The sequence below is a fragment of the Pelagibacterium luteolum genome, assembly GCF_900100665.1.
Lineage (GTDB): Bacteria > Pseudomonadota > Alphaproteobacteria > Rhizobiales > Devosiaceae > Pelagibacterium > Pelagibacterium luteolum.
The window spans coordinates 363,300-382,836 of record NZ_FNCS01000002.1 but is presented as its reverse complement, the minus strand read 5'-3'; the positions used below and the strand labels follow the sequence as shown (position 1 = coordinate 382,836).

The following is a 19,537-nucleotide window of genomic DNA, read 5'->3' as shown; positions in this document are numbered from 1 at the left end:
GCGCCTCTAGGGGAAGCGCAGTTAAAGGCGATTGTCAATTTCGGCAGAAAGCCCTTCGTAGGTGGCATTGCCTTCGAATCGGTCCCCATTGATGAAGAAGGTCGGCGTGCCCTGCAATCCGAACTCGTTGAGCGCCTGCTCGCGTGTCGCTTCGATAGCAGCCAACAAATCCTCGTCGGTCAAGATTTCCTCGAAGCTTTCCTGTGTAAAGCCGAAATCTTGGGCGATTTCAAAGATCGCCTGTCGCGGATTCTCGCTGGCTGCCCAGACGTTCTGGTTTTCCATATAGGCGCTCAGCACTTCGTTGTAGCGCTCGCCCGAGGCTTCGGCGACCATGAACACGGCCAGATCCAGCACGTTGCGGCGGAACGGTCGCGCGATAAAGCGGATGCGGCCATTGTTGATGTAGTTTTCCTCGAGCTGCGGCAGCGCCGTAGCGTGGAAATTCGCGCAGTGCGGGCAGGTCGGGGATACATATTCGATCACCGTCACGCTCGCATTCACACCGCCCATCGGGCGGTCGGGCAGGGGCGGGTTGTTGATCGCGTCGCCATTGAGCGGTTCGATGGCGGAGCCGTCATAGAGCGCAACGTCGCCATCGGCAGCGGGCGCGTCTGTGGTGTCCGCAGCAGCATCGGTCTGCTGTGCATTGGCGGATGTGTCCCCGCAACCATGAAGGAGTGTGGCAAGTCCGACGCTGGATCCGGCGAGCAGCAGATTACGACGATTGAGCAAAGACCTGTCTCCTAATGGCTCATCAAAAAATGTTGGCGCACACTACACTTCGGAAACACGGCGGCAAGGGGGCAATGCGTTCACATGCCGGTGAAACCTTTTACATGCCGCGAGCGTGGTGCCTCCGCGCAGTGCCTTCTAGCTTTCCTCGCGCCCCATCACGCCGCGCCCTAGGCGCTCTAGGGCTCCGCGTAGTCCGTCGTCCTCGATCTCCGAGGTCACATCGCGAATGGCTTGGACCTTGCCGGTGGGCAGAGCCCTAGCGGCAGGAGCATTCTTCGCAGCGTCTGGAGCATACGCAACGAGCGAGAGCCGAACCGATCCGACGAGCAGATAGCCGAAATACCGGTTCACCGCGGCGGCGATGGCTTGCCCCTCATGGGCCAGCGCAAGCCCATGGCCCTCCATGCACCGCAGATGCAGAACCGCGCCCTCGGGCTCCGCCTTGTCTCGGCGCGGCCAAACCAGCTTGTCGGGCATGGCGATCTTGTCCCAAGGCGTCGGCGCGATCACGCCCCAATTGGCAACGAGGTCGCGACTGGCAAATCCGCGCCGTTTCAGCGCCGGATCCAGCGCGCTGCCGATCATGTCGCCGAGCTGCACAGTCTTGTTGCGGCGTTTTGGGGCTAAAGATTTCGTGCTCATGCTTGCGCCAGTGCGATCCGGACCTATACCTGATCCCATTATGGCCCAGACCGTTCGCGCACAACAGACCCAAACCCCCGCCATCGATGCTGCCGCCGTGCTTGCCTGGTATGATCGGCACGCCCGCGATCTGCCGTGGCGTGTCTCTCCCACCGATCGGGCGCGGGGGCAGGCGCCCAATCCCTATTTCGTCTGGCTAAGCGAAATCATGCTCCAGCAAACGACCATCGCTGCCGTGCGCAAATATTTCGCCGCCTTCACCGCCCTCTGGCCGACGGTGCACGACCTCGCAGCCGCGCCACTTGACGACGTTCTCGTCCAATGGGCCGGCCTGGGCTACTACGCGCGGGCGAGAAATCTCCATGCCTGCGCCGTCGCCGTTGTCGAACATCACGGTGGTGTTTTCCCCAAATCCGCAGCGCAACTCCGCGAACTCCCGGGTATTGGCGACTACACCAGCGCCGCCATCGCCGCGATTTGTCAGGATGAGCCTGTTGCAGTAGTCGATGGCAATGTGGATCGGGTCGTCGCGCGCTATCTGGCGCTTGAAAAGCCGGTGCGCGAAGAAAAGCCGCTCGTGCGCGCCACCGTGCAGGCCGTGGTACCCCAGCGCGCCGGCGATTTCGCCCAAGCCATGATGGATATCGGCGCGACCATCTGCGCACCGCGCCGTGCCAATTGCCTCGTCTGCCCGCTCGAAGCCGGATGCCTTGGCAGGCGCACCGGCAACCCGCTCGCCTTTCCCGTGCCGCCGGTCAAAGCTCCGCGACCCAACCGATACGGCCACGCTTTCGTCATTCGTCACCCCCAAGGAAAGGTCTTTGTGCGCCAGCGCGGGCCAAAGGGATTGCTGGCGAAAATGACCGAAGTACCGGGCAGTGACTGGACGGATGCCAGCGAGCCCGCCGCGTTCCCGATAGCGGGCGATTGGGAGCCGGCAGGCGCTATCGAGCACACCTTCACCCACTTTCATTTGACCCTCTCGGTCTGGGTCTTGAACGCTGACGCGCCTTTGGATGAAGGCTGGTGGTCCGATGAGACGCGCTTGTCCGATGAGGCGCTGCCAAGCCTTTTTCGGAAAGTGCTCAGCCGTGCCGGTCTTCAGGCATAAAAAAAGCCCCCGGATCATAATCCGGGGGCGAGAATGCCTGACTGATTGGAGGTCGGGATCAGGCAGAAAGCTTGTCGATGCGAGCACGCACATGCTCGCGAAGATCGTCGATGGGAATGACGTTGCCGCCATTCTCGAGGTGCCAGAAGGTCCAGCCGTTACAGGCATCGAAGCCCTGTACGAGAGCGCCAACCCGATGGATGGAGCCACTGTGGGTGTCGCTCACCAGCGAACCGTCAACACGAACCACGGCACTATAACGTCGCTGGGCGTCAAAAAGTTTCGTGCCCGGCAAAATCAGTCCCTGCTCGATCAGTGACCCGAAAGGGATGCGGGGCGCCGAACGCTTGGGCGTTGCTGTTTCGATCGCATGGGAATCGTGCGGTTTAATGGCCGCAATGCGTTTCAATGCTGCGTTTATATAGGCGTTTTCGCGTTCGATACCGATGAAATGGCGCCCCAGTTTCTTGGCGACAGCGCCCGTCGTCCCTGTCCCGAAGAACGGATCAAGCACCACATCGCCCGGCTTGGTCGTCGCCATCAGGACGCGATAAAGCAACGCCTCGGGCTTTTGCGTCGGGTGGACTTTCTCGTCATTGGCATCTTTCAGCCGTTCGCCGCCCGTGCAGATTGGAAACAGCCAGTCCGACCGCATCTGCGTGTCATCATTGGAGAGCTTGAGCGCTTCGTAATTGAAGGTCGGCCGGCTTTTCTGGCTGCGCGACGCCCAGATCAGCGTTTCGTGGGCGTTTGTAAACCTGGTGCCGCGGAAGTTCGGCATCGGGTTTGCCTTGCGCCAGACGACGTCGTTGAGCATCCAGAAGCCAAGATCCTGCAGCACCGTGCCAACGCGGAAAATGTTGTGGTAGGACCCGATCACCCAGATCGCCCCATCGGGCTTAAGAATACGCCGCGCCGCCGCCATCCATTCGCGGGTGAACTTGTCGTAATGGGCAAAGCTGTCAAACTTGTCCCAATCGTCGTCGACGGCATCGACTTTCGATTGGTCGGGGCGGGTCAGGCCCTCTTCGAGCTGAAGGTTATACGGCGGGTCTGCAAAGATCAGATCGACCGATGCTTCGGGCAGCGCATTCATATGCGCAATGCAGTCACCAACCAAAATCGTGTCGATGGGGAGGTGGCTTTCTTCAAGCCCCGGGACGCGCTTGCGCGCTGCTGAACCGGTACGCAACATACTGATAACCCTAACGCAAAACTAACGAGCCATTTGTACCCCGTTAGGGTTAAACCCGGCCTAAGCGTTACGGTTAATCAGTGGTTAGCGCCGCGCGGCTAGCACCGGCGCAAAGCTCATGCGGTGCATTTCCGACGGCCCATGCGCCGACAGCGCTTCAAGATGCAGCGCGGTGCCATAGCCCTTGTGCTGGCCGAAGCTGTAATGCGGATGGCCGCAATCCATGATCTTGCACATCCGGTCACGGACCACTTTGGCCACGATCGATGCCGCCGCAATCGAAAGGCTCTTGCCATCCCCGCCGATCACGAACTGACCGCGACACGACAGCCCCTTCGGCACGTGATTGCCATCGATCAGCGCAACATCGGGCCGAACTGGCAGGGCGTCGAGGGCATGGCACATCGCCCATAGGGTCGCGCCGAGAATATTGAGCCGGTCGATCACTTCGACCGGCGCGGCACAGAACCCGACCTGCGCGCTGGTGATAATCTGTTCGAAGAGCGCTTCGCGCCGCTCTTCGTTGAGCTTTTTGGAATCGTTGAGCCCTGGAGGAATATTGTCCGGATCGAGCACTACCGCCGCCGCGACCACGGGGCCAGCGAGCGGACCACGTCCCGCCTCGTCGATCCCCGCAACGATACGCGCACCATTCCCAACTGCTTCATGTTCATGAAACAGATCGGGCATGGGCAGCATCTGGCGTGCCGGTTTCGAATCGCTCTTGGCCATGCCGGCCAGTTTGCCCCAAGCTTTTCGGCAAGCAAAGGGCGGGCGTCAGCCCTAGCCCTCCAGACTTACCCACTGCCGTCGCCACTCCGGCGCCGCGAACGGCTCGGGCCAGTATTCGGTGATCCGCGTAATCTGGTCGTCGGCGCACTCGAATATCGACACCGCCAAGGCCTCGGTCGCTCCGTCGGAAACGATCGTCTCGGAAATGGCATGTCCACCATTACCCAATACTCGCCTGACCTTGAACGTCCATTTCCCCTGCGCCGGATAATGGGTATTGATCGCCACGAAATCCTCGGCAGATCCGATAATCTCACCCGATTGCGGCCACAGGATCTGGATCGTGGGCGAAAAGAGCCGCGCCGCGAGGCTCCATTCGTTGGTGCCCATGCGCCACCAGAATTCCTGTGTCAGTGCAGCAGCGTCCGTCATGGCAGTGCTCCAACCTGTTGGCGATCACAATTCCGCGCGACCGCCAAGGTTCCGCTCCACCCCTAAAAGAGGCTCAACTGCGCGGTTTCCTTTTGCGGATGGACGAACAGATCGCAACGCAGCGGCGACATTTGTTCGTCGAGCCCCAGCCGGCCGATCGCCTTGTCGAACCGCTGCTGCATCAAAACGGCGTACGGCCCCTCACCGGTAAACCGGGTGCCGAAACGCGGATCGTTGTCGCTCCCGTTACGGTAGTCGCGCACGAGATTCATCACGTGCTTGACCTTATCGGGATAGGTCTTGAGCAGCCATTCCCGAAAAATGTCGCGCACCTCGCCGGGCAGGCGCAACAAAATCATAGAAGCGGTAGTCGCGCCCTGTGCTTTCCCCGCATCCAGAATGCGTTCGAGCTCATGGTCATTAACCGCCGGGATCGTCGGCGCCGCCATGATCCGCGTCGGGATGCCGGATTCGCTCAAAAGCTTGATCGCTTCCAGCCGCCGCGAGGGCGTCGATGCCCGCGGCTCCATGAACCGCGACAGTTTATGATCCATCGAGGTCACCGAAATCCCCACCGACACCAGTCCCAGCTTGTTGAGCTTGGTCAGAATATCGAGATCGCGCACGATCAGCGCCGACTTGGTGACGACAGTCACCGGGTGCTTTGCCTCGAGCAGCACCTTGAGCACCGAGCGCATGATCTTGTATTTGCGCTCCAGCGGCTGATACGGGTCGGTATTCGTCCCGATCGCGATGGGCTTTGGTCGATAGCGTGGATTGGCCAGTTCGGCCCGCAGCAATTCCGCAGCGTTCACCTTCACATAGATATCGCGCTCGAAATCGATCCCCGCGGAATGCCCCAGATAGGCGTGCGTCGGGCGCGCAAAGCAATACGAGCACCCGTGTTCGCACCCGCGATAGGGATTGATTGAGCGGTCGAACCCGATGTCGGGCGAAACATTCTTAGTGATGATCGATTTGGCCCGCTCGATATGCTCGCGCGTCTCGAACACGGCGTCGGGCTCCGGCTCCCACCCGTCGGCAAACATTTCGCGCTTGTGCGGCTCAAACCGTCCGCTGTCATTGGTCGCGGCCCCACGCCCGCGAACGTTCGGCGTCTCCAAGATCGGCCGGCTCAGCAAATCCATGTCGCGCGTGCCGAACAACCGCCGCCGCGCCTCTGAAATGTTGGAGTTGATTGCCAGCTCAACCATCGTTCGCTCCGTGGGTCGTTAACGGAACAAGCCGAATCGCGGCCCGTCCGTTCCATTAACCCTACCGAAAGGGGTGGAACAGAACAAGAACAAATTTGATTTGCTGCTCAGCGTTCGGTCAGCCGCGGCATCACTTCGATGAAGTTGCACGGCGCATGCCGGCTATCGAACTGATACTTCAGGATCGCCTCCCACGCATCCCGACACGCGCCTCGCGAACCGGGCAGACAGAAAACGAAAGTCGTGCCGATCAGCCCCGCCGTCGCCCGCGACTGGATCGACGACGTGCCGATCGTCGTTGCCGAATACTGGTGAAACAGCACCGAAAACCCGTCCATCCGCTTGTCGAACATCGGTTCGACAGCCTCCGGCGTCACATCGCGCCCCGAAAAGCCCGTGCCGCCGGTCGTGAGCACGACATCGATATCGGGCGCCTCCACCCAGGCGCGAACCTGACCGGCAATCGCCTCGCGATCATCCTTGACCACGGCCCGCTCGAACACCCGATGGCCCGCGCCCTCGATCATCTCCTTGAGCAGGGCACCGGATGTGTCGGTTTCAAGCGTGCGCGTGTCCGAAACAGCCAGTACGGCAAATGTCACGGGTACGAAAGGATGAGACTCATCAATCTTATAGGGGAACATTCCTGTCATCCTCTTGTGTCTGCACGTCCGTTTCGGGACCTGCGTCCGAAACGACATCCTCCGGAAACTCGACCTCTGTTTCATCCGAACGCGGATCGAAATTGAGCGTTTCGCTGGTCATCGTGCGCTCGCCCGGCATGGGCTGGAACGGCGCGCGTTCTTCCGCCGGCGCGGCCTCGCGCACCCGCATGCGCAGGAATGCTGCCGCAGCCAGCGCGCCGTGAAATATGATGGGCGTAATGAACATCGCGGCCGGCCCGAACCACTGCATCGTCATCGATGCGATGATCGGCCCCACCATCTGGCCCGATCCCAAAACCAACAACATCCCCGACGCCACCTTGCCGAAACTGCCTTCGTCGGCAAAGTCGTTGGCATGGGCCACGGCTATGGCATAAAGCGAATAGGCGGCCATCCCGTAAAGCGCAAAGAACAGGTAGAGCAGGGCATTGTCACCTGGATTGAGCACCATGGTGAGCAGCCCCGCCGCGGCACCGATCATGCCCACGCCCATCAGCACCTTGCGCCTGTCGATCCTGTCCGACAGTCGACCGAGCGGGATCTGGGCGATCGCCCCGGCGATGAACGCAAGGCTCATTAGATAAGCGATCGTCGCCGTGGAAAAGCCGCGCTCGGTCCCGTAAACCGGCGCTAGGGTACCGAATGCGCCATTTGCCATGCCAACGGAAAAGGCGGCCACGACCGCGATGGGCGAGGTGCGATACAACAGCCCGATATCGAGCGACACTGCCTGCAGCGGCACCGGCTGGGGCGTCCGCGTCACCGCGGTGGGCAGCACAGCGCCGATATAGGCAATCGCTGCGAGAACGAAGGGAATATATCCCGCGACCCCGGTCGCCGCGATGATCAACTGCCCTGCGGTGGAAGCAAAAAGCGTCACCGAAACATAAATCGAAAACGTCGTGCCACGGCTCTCATTGTCCGAAACCTCGTTGAGCCAGCTTTCGACGATCATGGCCGCCCCGGCAAAACAGAACCCGGAAAAAACGCGCAGGAAAATCCAGGCCCAGTCGTTGACGAGGATCAAATTGAACAGGATCGTCATGCAGGCCACCGCGGCCATGACGGCATAGGCCCTGATATGGCCGACCTGCCGCACAAGATGGGGCACGAGGATCGAGCCGGAGATGAACCCGATCGACCAGCCCGTCCCGATCAGACCCAGGCTGATCAGCGAAAAGCCTTCTTCCGACCCGCGAACCGGCAAAATCAGCCCGTGCATTCCCCCTGCGATCATCAGCAGGGCGGAACTGAACAGCAGTGCGGAAATCTTGACGACTTGCGACATGGCGGGGACCTTGAGTGGCGCTCTTGATTTGCAGACGAGCGTAACGGTTTCGTGGCGCCGTGCCTACACCGCAAACGACGCGGGCCGCTTTTCGTTTCTACAGATGGCACAATTCAGGCGCGCCAAGCTTGTCAGACATATCAAACGGGTCTAGCCATGAACCGATGGTTCTGTAACGTGCCCGCGTTTGCATCTGCCCGCCGAAAGTTCTTCCGTGCCCGACCAAGCTCATTCCGTCCCCGCCCTTCAAGCGTCAAAGGCGGTCGCGGCAAAGCGCACGAACGTCATGCTCGGCATTGGGCTCAAGGTGGCATCGGTCTTCGTCTTCGTGGGCATGAGTTCGATTATCAAGGGCGCCGAAGGCGTGCCGCTCGGCCAGTTGATCTTCTTCCGCTCGGCCTTCGCGCTCATTCCGGTCTTCATCCTGCTTGGCATGCGCGGGCAACTGATTTCGGGCTTCAAAACAAATCGCCTGGGCGCCCACATACTACGCGGGTGTTTGGGAACGACGGGAATGATCCTGATCTTTTTCGGGCTGATGAACCTGCCTTTGCCCGAGGCGACGACCATCCACTACGCGACCCCATTGTTCATCGTCATCTTCTCGGCCGTATTCCTGCGTGAAAAAATCCGCATGTTTCGCTGGACAGCGGTGGTCGTCGGTCTGATCGGCGTCATCATCATCATGTGGCCGCGCTTGACATTCCTCGAAAGCGACGCCGGGATGATGAGCCCGCAAACGCTCGGCGCGCTCTCGGCCTTCACGGCCTGCATGATTTCCGCCGCCGCCATGCTCACGGTCCGCAATCTGGTCAAGACCGAGCGCAGCTCGACCATCGTCATCTATTTCTCGCTGGTCAGCGCCGTCATTGGCCTCGCCACATTGCCCTTCGGTTGGGTCGCGCTCAGCATCGAGGAAACGTTGATTCTGATCGGCGCAGGCATTGCCGGCGGTGTCGGCCAGATCCTGCTGACCGAAAGCTACCGCCACGCCGAACTGACGACAGTCGCGCCCTTTGAATATTCCTCGATGATTCTTTCGATCGCCATCGGTTTTATCGTGTTTTCCGAAATCCCGACCATCGAAATGCTCATCGGCGGCACGATCGTCACCGCCGCCGGCCTGTTCATCATCTACCGCGAACACCGCCTCGGCCTAGACCGCGCCAAAGCGCGAAAATTGTCCAGCCCCGCCTAACACCGATCCTTCGCCACCGGCACGGCGCCACCCCCACCCGACCGTCATCCTCGGGCTCGACCCGAGGACCCAGCCACCTTGCCCAAAGGCCAGTGTGACGCGCGGAAAAGCCTACCTGAACATCAGCGAATGGTGCACACCGCCAGCTGCCATCGCACCATCACCCACCGCCAGGGCAATAGACCCGGCCATGCGCGCAACGTCGCCGCAGGCAAAAACGAAGGGCACACTGGTTTCCTTCATTTCGTTGGCCCTGATGATCTGGCCAATCGGGGTGTCTTCGATCTCACAGCCCAATTGCTGGGCCAGCGGACTTGAGGGTTCGATCCGCGGCGCCACGAACAGTCCGGCAAACGAAAGCACCTGCCCATCTTTCAGCAGCACGTCGGCCTTTCCGCTGATCTCGACGATTTCGCTCGGCTCAATTCGCGCGCCACGCCGGTCGAGCAGCTCGCGCTCCTCCTTGTCAGGCTCATGGCTGCCATTGGTCAGAAAAGTGGTCGGCCCCCAATCGGGCAGCATGCTCGCCTGATGCATGGAAATCGCGCCAACCCCGATCACCCCGATAGGACCCTGATCGAGTTCGTACCCATGGCAATAAGGGCAGTGAAACACACTCTGCCCCCACCTTTCCGCCAGGCCCGGTATTCCCGGAAGATGGTCTTTGACCCCCAGTGCCAAAAGCAGCCGGCGGCCCGTAAAACTCCGGCCATCTTCAGTAGCGATTTCAAACCCGCCCTCTACCTGCTTGGCCGCATTGGCCTTGCCCTCGATCCAGCTCAGGGTCGGATATTTGGCCAGTTGCACACCCGCCTGCGCCACGATCACGTCGGGCGCCACGCCATCCTGCGTCAAAAATCCATGCCCATGGCTGGCAAAGCGATTGCGGCGCTCGCCTGCGTCGATCACCAGCACCTTGCGCCGCGCCCGCACCCGTTGCAGGGCCGCCGACATGCCCGAATAGCTACCACCGATGATGATGACGTCATGTTCCATGAGTATGTGTCTCCAACCGCTCTTTGGGATATCGGGCCGTAAATTCCTTGGCGATCTCGGCCAGCGTCACGCCGGAAAACCGCTCCATCAAGAGTTTTTCCGCCTCATCGAACGCGTCGCCCAGCCGGGCGTTCACGGCCTGCTCGACAAGGCAGCTCGGATTATCATTGCGGTGCCCCATAGCAAAGATCGCCGGTTCGCCCAGCGCTTCGTGGATATCTCGCAACGTGATCCGGGACAGGTCGGCGCTGATGACCCAGCCGCCATGATGGCCCTTTTCCGACCTGACGATACCCGCCTCCCGCAATCCTGCCATAGTTCGCCGGACGACCACCGGATGCGTCCGCATGCATTGCGCAAGGGCATCCGACGTCATCGGGCGATCGAACGCCGCCATATGCAGCAGCGCGTGCAGAACCGAAGACAACCGACTATCGCGTTTCATGTAACACCATTTATTACGTAACTTGACGCGTTACAAGAGCGGACGGACATTTTCACTCTGCCCAACTCCACCAGCGGCGCTTACTCCAGCTACCAACCCTAGAGCCGGCCCAACTCAGCCTTGATCGACAGCAAATCCTGCCACGCCAGCGCCTTGGCCGCTGGCTGTCGCAACAGATAGGCCGGATGCAGCGTCGCCACGGCCCGCATGCTGTGCGCACTCACCGTCAAATCGCGCCATTGCCCCCGCAAGCGCGTAATCCCGGTATCGGTCTCGAACAGCGTCGATGCCGACGCGCCGCCCAAGGCAACGAGCACCTTTGGCGCCACGAGTTCGATCTGGCGATAGAGAAACGGCAGGCACACCGAGATTTCTGCTGGCGATGGCGCGCGGTTGCCCGGCGGGCGCCAGGGCACCGTATTGGCGATATAGACCTTGGTTCGATCCAGCCCGATCGCCTTGAGCATACGGTCGAGCAATTGCCCGGAGCGACCCACAAACGGCTTGCCTTGCAAATCCTCGTCACGCCCCGGCGCTTCGCCGACAAACATGATATCGGCATCCGGATTACCATCGGCAAAGACCAGATTAGTTGCCCGCAGTTTGAGCCCGCACCCGTCGAAAGTCTCCAGCATCTCGCGCAACGCCTCGAGCGATGTCGCGCTCGATGCCAGCGCCCGGGCCGCGTCGGGATCGGTATCTGTCGGGGTAGCAACAGGCGCCGACGGGGCAGGGCGCGCAGCCTGTGTCTGTGGCACCATCCCCGGCAGCGGCTTGCGAACACTCGGCGTCGCCAGCGTTGCAGCCTGTGCAAACCGGTCGACAGGGTCCTCGCCCACGGCGACATCGATCCCCGCTGCGACATACCAGTCGAGCGCGGCCAGCATCTCTTCGCGATTTAGCTGTCGATTTGCCATGGTGATCCTTGTTATGTCACACCCCGATATAGGCTTCCACCTCACATGGGAACAACGGCATGACCGACGAGATCGAACGCGAGAGCATGGAAACCGGCGTCGTGATCGTGGGCGCGGGCCCGGCCGGTCTCTCTGCAGCCATCGCGCTCAAGAAAGCGTCTCCTGATCTTGAGATCGTCGTCGTCGAAAAATCGGCCGATATCGGCGGCCACATCGTCTCCGGCGCTGTCATGGACCCGGCAGGCCTCGATGCCCTGATCCCCGACTGGCGGGAAAAGGGCGCCCCCGTCGGCCCCGAGGTGACAAGTGACGATTTCGTCTATCTTGCCGAAACCGGCGCCGTCAGCTTCCCGCACGCCCTCATCCCGCCGATCATGAAGACCAAGGGCGGCGTCATCATCTCGCTCGGCGATCTCTGCCGCTGGCTCGCCGCCGAGGCCGAAGCGCTGGGGGTGGATATCTTCCCCGGTACCGCCGCCGCAGACTTCATCACCGGCGAAACCGGCGAAATCCTGGGCATCATCACCGGCGACATGGGCGTCGCCCGCGACGGCACGCCCAAGCCCACCTTCACGCCCGGCATCGAACTGCGCGCCAAATACACGCTCATCGCTGAAGGCGCCCGCGGCTCCCTCGCCAAGCGCCTCATCGCAAAATTCGGCCTCGACACCGGCCGCGCCCCACAGAAATACGGCCTCGGCATCAAGGAAATCTGGGAGATCGACCCGGCCAAGCACCAACCCGGCAAGGTCACCCATTTCATGGGCTATCCCCTCGGCAATTCCACGAGCGGCGGTGGCTTTTGCTACCACGCTGCCGACAACCGCATCTATCTCGGCATGGTCAGCCATCTCGATTACGAAAACCCGACCTTCTCCCCTTACGGCGAGTTCCAGCGCTTCAAGCTCCATCCGCACATCCGCGACCTCCTCGAGGGCGCGACCTGCATTTCCTACGGCGCCCGCGCCCTCACGTCAGGTGGCTGGCAGTCGATCCCCAAACTCGCCTTCCCCGGGGGGGCGCTGATCGGCTGCTCGGCGGGCTTCATGAACGTCCCGCGCCTCAAAGCCATCCACAACGCCATCCGCTCTGGCATGGCCGCCGCAACCGAAGTCGCCAACGCCATCGCTGCCGGTCGCGCCAACGATGAAATCACAACCCTCGACGACGCCGTCCTCGCCTCGGGCATCCGCGACGATCTCTACCCTGTCCGCGCCGTCAAACCGCTCTGGGGCAAGCTCGGCCTTTTCGCAGGCGTTGGCCTCGCCGGTGCCGATATGTGGGTCTCATCGCTCGTGAAACATTCCCCGCTCGGCGGCCTCGTCTCGGACAAGCCCGACTTCGCCCGCCTCAAAAAACTCTCCGAAGTCACCCCGATCGACTACCCCAAACCCGACGGCAAATTGACCTTCGCCAAGACCGAATCGGTCTATCGCGCCAGCATCGCCCATGACGAGGATCAGCCCGTCCACCTGCGGCTGACCGACCCCGATGTCCCGATCCGCGAAAATCTCCCCAGATATGGTGAGCCCGCACCGCTCTATTGTCCGGCAGGCGTCTATGAGGTCGTAACCGAAGGCGGTGAGCCGACCTTCCGCATCAACGCCCAGAACTGCGTCCACTGCAAAACCTGCGACATCAAGGATCCGGCCCAAAACATCACCTGGGTCCCCCCGGAAGGTGGCTCGGGCCCGAACTATTCCGGGATGTAGGCCGGCCTGCGCCCTATCACGACAATTCGACTGCCCCACAATCGACAATCTTGCCGCGTTTGGCTATCGAAGAGGTCGGAGTGAGATCAGGAAAAGTTGCAGACTTTTCCGGTTCGATCCCGCGACGAAAAGGCTTACCTGCAAGCGAGGAGTTCGGGAACACCGTGCAAAAATTGATCGTCCGGCCACTGACAGCCATGATCGTCGCCGCGTTGGCCATGCCGCTCGCGCTTCCCGCCTCCGCCCAAACGGGCCTCCTGCCTCCGCGAACCCAGAGCGTCACCGGTGCCTATCTCGCCGGCATAGCGGCGCTCGAAAACCTCGAGGCCAATCGCGCTGCAACCTATTTTCGCGAGGCAGCCGAAAGCGACTGGGACAATCCCATTTATGCCGGGCAGACCTTTCTGTCATACCTTTTGGCCGGCCGGATTTCCGACGCCGCCAGCATGGCCCAGCACGTGCTCGACCTCAATCCGCAGGACGAGTTAGCCCGCCTGACGCTTGGCGCGGTCGCGCTCAAGGAGCGCCGCTACGCCTCAGCCGAGTCCACGCTCGCGCGCATTCCCGAAGCCTCGCTGGTCGGGGTCACAGCCGGCATCATGCGCGCATGGTCGAAAGTCGGCGAGGGTGACCTCCCAGCCGCCAACCAAATCCTCAATACGGTAGGGCAGGGCGGCTTTGAGGAGTTTCTCGTTTTTCACCGCGCCGTCATGGCCGACCTCGGCGGCGATAGGCAGTCCGCGATAACGCTGGCCCGCGAAGCCTATGAGATGGACCCGTTCATTCCGCGCATTGCCGAAGCCTATATCCGCATTCTCGGCAACGCCGGCCAATTCGAGGAGGCGCAATCCATCCTCGACAGCTTCGCCGAGGAAGGCGTCGTTCACCCCGTGGTCGACAGCCTGCGTGACGATATCGCCAACCAGACCCGCCCCGGACTTTTCGCCGACAATGTTCAGGCCGGCGCGGCAGAAATGCTGCATGGCCTCGGGTCCGCTCTGGCGCGCGACGGCTCGTCCGAACTGGGCGTCGGTTTCCTGCGCCTCGCCGCCTATCTCGATCCCCAGTCGGCCGTTATTTCGCTTTCGCTCGGTGAATTGCTATCGACTGCTGGACGCTATGACGATGCGGAAACGCTCTTTGCCAGCGTTCCAAGTTCCTCGCCCCTGTTCGTCAATTCCCTCATTCGCCTCGCCGAAAACATCGATCTCAAGGGCGATCGCGACGGCGCCATCTCGCGCCTCGAAAATCTTTTGACCACCTATCCCGACAATATCGAAGCCTACGGTATTCTTGGCGATCTGCTGCGCTATGATGAGCAATGGGCCGAGGCGGCCGAGGCCTATTCTGGCATCATCAATTCCATCGAAACCCCGCGCCCGCGCGATTGGCGCTTCTTTTACGTCCGCGGTATTTCCTACGAACGCGCCCGCATGTGGGACCGCGCCGAGGAAGATTTCCTGCGCGCCCTCGAACTCAATCCAGAACACCCCGACGTTCTCAACTATCTCGGCTACACCTGGGTCGATCGCGGCGAAAACCTCAATGAAGCCCTCGACATGATCGAGCGCGCCGTCGAGCTATCGCCCCGTAACGGTTACATCGTCGATAGCCTGGGCTGGGCCTTCTTCAAGCTCGGCCGCATCGACGAGGCCGTCGAGCAGCTCGAAACCGCAGTGCGCATTCTCCCCGCCGACCCCGAAATCAACGACCATCTGGGCGATGCCTATTGGATGGCCGGGCGCCAGCGCGAGGCCATGTTCCAGTGGCGCATCGCCATCGATGTCGATGAAGAGGGCACCGTCACCGAGCGCGCAGCTCCGAAACTGATTGGCGGGCTGGACCCCGACGCGCCGATTCTCGATTGATGGATGGGGCGTTCAGCGAGACGGCGCCCGCCAAGGTCAACTTGGCGCTCCACGTCGTGGGCCGCAGGGATGATGGCTTCCATCTTCTTCACACCCTGTGTGTGTTCACCGATTTGGCCGACCAGCTCTGGGCCGTGCCGGCGCGCAAGGACGCACTGATCGTCACGGGCCCGTTCGGAGCCGACCTGCCCAATGGGCGGTCCAATCTGGTCATTCGCGCGCTGGAAAAATTCAGGGCGCAGTTTCCGGACTATCTGCCCGACGGCATCGAAATCCATCTCGAAAAACATCTCCCTGTCGCCGCCGGCCTTGGCGGTGGTTCCGCCGATGCCGCCGCCGTGCTGCGCCTTCTGGCCGCGATGAGCGCCGAGCCTATCCCCGATAGCGAACTCTTCGCCCTCGCCGCGACGCTCGGCGCCGACGTGCCGATGTGCCTTCTCTCCCGCCCCTGTGAGGTCACAGGCATCGGCGAGACCCTTCGCCCCTTGCCTGCGTTCCCGCACATGCATCTGGTCTTGGTCAATCCGCTTGAGGAGGTTTCGACGCCCGAGGTTTTCAAGCGACTGGTGGATCGCCACAACCCAAAAATGCCGCCGCTGCCCGAACCGCTCGATCGCGCAGCGCACCTCTCGCTATGGCTCCAGGACACCCGCAACGATCTGCAGCCCCCGGCCACACTGCTCGTGCCCGCCATTGAGGACATCGTCAGCGCCATCGCCGTCACACCCGGCTGCAGCCTGGCCCGCATGTCGGGTTCCGGCGCCACCTGCTTCGGCCTCTATGGCAGCGCCGCCGCCGCCCATCAGGCCGCCCACGACCTCCGCGAGAAACTCCCCGGATTCTGGGTCGCAGCGACGCCATTGCTGGAAGATTAGATCACGCCAAGGCATGCGCTGGGCGTCACCAGCCTCCGCCGCCTCCACCGCCCCCACCACCACCGGAGAACCCGCCGCCGCCGGAACCCGAGGATGAAGATGACACCGGCTGCGCTGAAATCATGGCTGCGCCGATTCCCGAGGTTACGCCCGTCATGGTGCGCGCGAAATTGCCGGACGAGAAATTGCCGCCATGATACCAGCGCGGCGAATATCCGGCCCCGGCATCCTTGACCGCATTGCGCGCCAGATCGTTCTGAAAGCGCTCCGACCAAGGCTTTTCCACCCCAAGCGCCATGGCATAGGGCAGTACGGCTTCGAAGCGCTGCGTGGTCATCTCAGGCTCGCCGGACATGTTGAGACGCTCTTTTTCCGCCGTCTCGATATACATCTTGAACCCGTCGATCTCGTCCATCAGCTTGCGTCCATGCACGGTCGGCGCGCGCATCAGAATGGCAAAGACCAGCGTGATCGCAATGATCGACACCGCAGCGACGAATGGAAAATCTATCGGTGTCCACCGAAACAAATCAATCGCCATCGAGCTGAAATTCAGCGCGAAAATTCCGATAATGCCCAGTGCTATGAACCGCCCGATCCCCGTGCCCTGCCACATCGACCGCGCCGCCAGCCCAAGGACCGATAAAAACACAGCGGCAAACGCCGCGATGAAAACGAACAGCGGATCGAGCACGCCAAGCACGACCATGCCGACCAGGCACCCAAGCCCGAGCAGAATGCCCAGCACGACGAACGCGACATTGTTCTTGAAATAGACCGCACGGTTTTCCTTCTCCAGCGCCTGCATCACATTGGTGCGGCTTTGCGCCAGTTTTGGCCCGCTCGTCTTGTCGATGGTCACGGGCGAGAGCGGCGCAAGGTCGGACAGTGCCACCGCCTCGCCCGGCGGTAACGGCGCATCCGGCGCCTTGTCGGTCACCGTAATGATGGTTGTCTTGCCCGCCTTTTCAATCTCGACCAGCCCTTTGACGGCCAGCGATACCAGCGCCGCTGAGTAGGCCAGCCACCCCGAATTCTGCCAGCCCATGCGATGGATGTAGTGCGTCAGCGCCGGCGAATACCCCTTTGGCGGATAAAAGCGCGGAATGATCGTACCCTTCGCCGGGTCGCGTCCCACCGCGCCCCAGGCTAGCCCGTTAAAGGCGATGACGATGATCAGCATCACGATAGGCACAACGAAATCGCGATAGTCCGACAACCAGTACGCCACCGCGTCGCTGCCTTCAGGCGAAACGATGACGCCCTTGGCAAAAGTCACCGAGATCGTCAGCCCTTCACCCGCCTGCAGCGTGCGCGTCACGACGAAGCGTGCCTGATTGTCGCTGATCCGCTCGGCCGAACTGTCCGAGCCCTGCTCTCCAACGGCGCCGGTATATCCATTGACCTCGATGATCTGCGCCTCTTCAGGGAGTGTCACAAAAGCCCGCGAGCGTAGGATCGGAAAGCTCCAGTAATTGCCGGTGGCATTCCAATACAACTCGTCGAAATCCTCGGAGCTGCGCACGGCGCGTTCCATGATATAGACGATTTCGTAAGTGTGCTCGCCACGCGAAAGCAGCGCGTCCGGCGATCCGATCCGAATACGTCGCCCGCCCGAAAATCCTTCAACATCGAAAGGCTCCGCCGAACCATTCCGCGTCACCATTTCGACGCTGATCGGCATCCGGACGGTTCCCCCACCGTCCGTCTCGAGCGTGGTTGGTATGTCGCGAAAAATCCCGCGCCTTATTTCGTCGCCTTCAGCGTTGACGGTGATCGTCTCCGTAACCCTCACCGATCCATCGCGTTGGACGTCGAACTGAACATCGAACGCACGAATCTGCTCCTGCCCAAGAGCGGGTGCCAGAGCGAACAACAGCCCGCCCAGAAAGACGAAAAGACGAAAGAGCGTCATCTCAAGAGAACTTGACCTCGGGCACTGCCCGTTCCGTCTCGTTGTCGAGTTCGAAATATTCAGCTTTCTTGAACCCGAACGCACCCGCGACGACATTTGAAGGGAACGAATAGACGGCGATGTTGAGGTTCCTTACAGCGCCATTGTAATAGCGCCGCGCCATCTGGATTTCGTCTTCTACCGTTTGCAGCGCGCTCTGGAATTCAAGGAAATTGGTATTGGCCTTGAGGTCCGGATAAGCCTCCGCCACGGCAAACAGCCGCCCCAGCGCCCCCGACAAGATCCCCTCGGCCTGTCCGCGCTCCGCAGGCGAGGCGTTCTGCGCCCCCTGAACCGCCGCCCGCGCATCGGTCACTGCCTGCAAAGTCTCGCGCTCATGGGCCATGTAGCCCTTGACCGTTTCGAGCATGTTGGGAATGAGATCAATGCGCCGCTTGAGCTGTACGTCGATCCCCGACCAGCCTTCCTCCACCAACTGCCGGTTCCTGACCAGCATGTTGTAGGCATAGACCGCATAACCGCCGACGGCTGCTACCACCAGTAGCAGGATCACCCATTCCATAGTGCGAAATCCTCTCGCCTGTTTCGCAGCGAGATTGGCATTTAAACCCGGCTATATCAACGCCTTATGGGATTGAGGTGTTATGCGGCGCCGCCGCCAGCCGTCTGCAGCCAGGCCGCCCCACAGAGCTTGGCCAATTCGCGAATGCGCAGGATATAGCTCTGCCGCTCGGTCACCGATATGACCCCGCGAGCGTCGAGAAGGTTGAACGTGTGGCTGGCCTTGACCACCTGCTCATAAGCCGGCACTGCCAGCGTCTGCCGCCCCTCGGCGGTGAGCCCTTTTTCGAGCACCGCCTTGCACTCGTCCTCGGCATCCTTGAAGTGCCGGAACAGCATGTCGGTATCGGCGGCTTCGAAATTGTACTTCGAAAATTCCTGCTCGTTTTGTAGGAACACATCGCCATAGGTCACCTTTTCAGCGCCCTCGCGGCCGTTGAAATTGAGGTCATAGACGTTCTCGACCCCCTGCACATACATCGCCAGACGTTCCAGCCCATAGGTGATTTCCCCCGGCACCGGCGAGCACTCGAACCCCGCGACCTGCTGGAAATAGGTGAACTGGCTCACCTCCATCCCGTCGCACCAGCACTCCCAGCCCAGTCCCCACGCACCCAGCGTCGGGCTCTCCCAATCGTCCTCGACGAACCGCACGTCATGCAGCTTCGCGTCGAGCCCGATGGCGGCCAAAGACTGGAGATAGAGGTCCTGGATATTGGCCGGCGAGGGCTTCAGGATCACCTGGAACTGATAATAATGCTGTAGCCGGTTGGGGTTCTCCCCATAGCGTCCGTCCGTCGGCCGCCGCGACGGCTGCACATAGGCCGCGTTCCAGTGCTTTGGCCCCAACGCCCGCAGCGTCGTCGCCGTATGGAACGTCCCCGCGCCCATCTGCATGTCATAGGGCTGCAAAATCACGCACCCCTGATCCGCCCAGAATTTCTGCAAGACGAGGATCAGCCCCTGAAACGAATTCTTGGGGTCCATATGCGGCGCAAGGGCGTCGGTCATTGTGTTTCCGGAAAACCAGCAT

Annotated in this window: 19 protein-coding genes; 5 read left to right on the top strand and 14 right to left on the bottom strand. The window is 61.3% G+C overall.

Annotated features, from left to right (window positions below; genetic code table 11):
- Positions 1-21 precede the first annotated feature (21 nt).
- Together BLR31_RS05930 and BLR31_RS05925 are read right to left on the bottom strand one after the other, a co-directional pair.
- Positions 22-735, bottom strand: coding sequence for a DsbA family protein (locus BLR31_RS05930; protein WP_090593343.1), 714 nt, complete (start codon positions 733-735; stop codon positions 22-24).
- Between the two features lie 138 nt (positions 736-873).
- A complete protein-coding gene (locus BLR31_RS05925; RefSeq protein WP_176762535.1) occupies positions 874-1,380 on the bottom strand; it encodes a DUF721 domain-containing protein in 507 nt (168 codons plus the stop codon).
- Positions 1,381-1,420: 40 nt separating this feature from the next.
- Between BLR31_RS05925 and BLR31_RS05920 the strand changes: the two genes are divergently transcribed.
- Positions 1,421-2,491, top strand: a complete 1,071-nt coding sequence (locus tag BLR31_RS05920) for an A/G-specific adenine glycosylase (protein ID WP_090593336.1) — start codon at positions 1,421-1,423, stop codon at positions 2,489-2,491.
- Between the two features lie 58 nt (positions 2,492-2,549).
- Here the strand turns inward: BLR31_RS05920 and BLR31_RS05915 are convergent, their stop codons facing one another.
- From BLR31_RS05915 to BLR31_RS05890, 6 genes are all read right to left on the bottom strand, one after another.
- A complete protein-coding gene (locus BLR31_RS05915) occupies positions 2,550-3,686 on the bottom strand; it encodes a site-specific DNA-methyltransferase (RefSeq protein ID WP_090593334.1) in 1,137 nt (378 codons plus the stop codon).
- An 84-nt stretch (positions 3,687-3,770) separates the two neighbouring features.
- Positions 3,771-4,418 (bottom strand): ribonuclease HII, encoded by a 648-nt coding sequence (locus tag BLR31_RS05910; RefSeq protein WP_244504954.1) that lies wholly within the window; start codon positions 4,416-4,418, stop codon positions 3,771-3,773.
- Between the two features lie 51 nt (positions 4,419-4,469).
- Positions 4,470-4,850, bottom strand: coding sequence for a nuclear transport factor 2 family protein (locus BLR31_RS05905; RefSeq protein WP_090593331.1), 381 nt, complete (start codon positions 4,848-4,850; stop codon positions 4,470-4,472).
- Positions 4,851-4,912: 62 nt separating this feature from the next.
- Entirely contained in the window at positions 4,913-5,998 is a 1,086-nt protein-coding gene (locus BLR31_RS05900) for a PA0069 family radical SAM protein (RefSeq protein ID WP_244504969.1), read from the bottom strand.
- Between the two features lie 173 nt (positions 5,999-6,171).
- Positions 6,172-6,708: a molybdenum cofactor biosynthesis protein B gene (gene moaB, locus BLR31_RS05895; protein ID WP_090593325.1), complete on the bottom strand. Its 537-nt coding sequence runs from the start codon at positions 6,706-6,708 to the stop codon at positions 6,172-6,174.
- Entirely contained in the window at positions 6,695-8,017 is a 1,323-nt protein-coding gene (locus tag BLR31_RS05890) for an MFS transporter (RefSeq protein WP_090593320.1), read from the bottom strand. Before BLR31_RS05890 ends, moaB begins: the two co-directional genes overlap by 14 nt.
- Before the next feature lie 286 nt (positions 8,018-8,303).
- Here BLR31_RS05890 and BLR31_RS05885 point away from each other — a divergent pair, with 286 nt between their 5' ends.
- Entirely contained in the window at positions 8,304-9,215 is a 912-nt protein-coding gene (locus tag BLR31_RS05885) for a DMT family transporter (protein WP_090593717.1), read from the top strand.
- 111 nt (positions 9,216-9,326) lie between these two features.
- Here BLR31_RS05885 and BLR31_RS05880 read toward each other — a convergent pair whose 3' ends face one another.
- The 3 genes from BLR31_RS05880 to BLR31_RS05870 all read right to left on the bottom strand — a co-directional run bounded on the left by BLR31_RS05880 (position 9,327) and on the right by BLR31_RS05870 (position 11,573).
- On the bottom strand, positions 9,327-10,211 hold the full coding sequence (locus BLR31_RS05880; RefSeq protein WP_090593318.1) for an NAD(P)/FAD-dependent oxidoreductase: 885 nt from the start codon (positions 10,209-10,211) through the stop codon (positions 9,327-9,329).
- Positions 10,201-10,656: an Rrf2 family transcriptional regulator gene (locus tag BLR31_RS05875; protein WP_090593316.1), complete on the bottom strand. Its 456-nt coding sequence runs from the start codon at positions 10,654-10,656 to the stop codon at positions 10,201-10,203. The genes BLR31_RS05880 and BLR31_RS05875 overlap by 11 nt, the downstream gene beginning before the upstream one ends.
- 98 nt (positions 10,657-10,754) lie before the next feature.
- Positions 10,755-11,573, bottom strand: coding sequence for a uracil-DNA glycosylase (locus BLR31_RS05870; RefSeq protein WP_090593313.1), 819 nt, complete (start codon positions 11,571-11,573; stop codon positions 10,755-10,757).
- A gap of 59 nt (positions 11,574-11,632) precedes the next feature.
- Between BLR31_RS05870 and BLR31_RS05865 the strand changes: the two genes are divergently transcribed.
- The 3 genes from BLR31_RS05865 to BLR31_RS05855 all read left to right on the top strand — a co-directional run bounded on the left by BLR31_RS05865 (position 11,633) and on the right by BLR31_RS05855 (position 16,028).
- Positions 11,633-13,285, top strand: a complete 1,653-nt coding sequence (locus tag BLR31_RS05865) for an electron transfer flavoprotein-ubiquinone oxidoreductase (protein ID WP_090593310.1) — start codon at positions 11,633-11,635, stop codon at positions 13,283-13,285.
- A gap of 164 nt (positions 13,286-13,449) precedes the next feature.
- Positions 13,450-15,153 carry a tetratricopeptide repeat protein gene (locus BLR31_RS05860; RefSeq protein ID WP_143009322.1) on the top strand — a complete coding sequence of 568 codons (1,704 nt, stop codon included), beginning with the start codon at positions 13,450-13,452 and terminating at the stop codon, positions 15,151-15,153.
- Positions 15,153-16,028: a 4-(cytidine 5'-diphospho)-2-C-methyl-D-erythritol kinase gene (locus BLR31_RS05855; RefSeq protein ID WP_090593304.1), complete on the top strand. Its 876-nt coding sequence runs from the start codon at positions 15,153-15,155 to the stop codon at positions 16,026-16,028. Before BLR31_RS05860 ends, BLR31_RS05855 begins: the two co-directional genes overlap by 1 nt.
- A gap of 25 nt (positions 16,029-16,053) precedes the next feature.
- On the opposite strand, the gene BLR31_RS05850 is transcribed toward BLR31_RS05855, so the two are convergent.
- The 3 genes from BLR31_RS05850 to BLR31_RS05840 all read right to left on the bottom strand — a co-directional run bounded on the left by BLR31_RS05850 (position 16,054) and on the right by BLR31_RS05840 (position 19,515).
- Complete coding sequence (locus BLR31_RS05850; protein WP_176762534.1) at positions 16,054-17,943, bottom strand: DUF2207 domain-containing protein; 1,890 nt, start codon at positions 17,941-17,943, stop codon at positions 16,054-16,056.
- Between the two features lies 1 nt (position 17,944).
- The gene (locus tag BLR31_RS05845) at positions 17,945-18,505 is read right to left on the bottom strand and encodes a LemA family protein (protein WP_090593299.1); all 561 of its coding nucleotides are present in this window, start codon (positions 18,503-18,505) and stop codon (positions 17,945-17,947) included.
- Positions 18,506-18,585: 80 nt separating this feature from the next.
- The gene (locus tag BLR31_RS05840) at positions 18,586-19,515 is read right to left on the bottom strand and encodes a glycine--tRNA ligase subunit alpha (protein ID WP_090593297.1); all 930 of its coding nucleotides are present in this window, start codon (positions 19,513-19,515) and stop codon (positions 18,586-18,588) included.
- Positions 19,516-19,537: the final 22 nt, after the last annotated feature.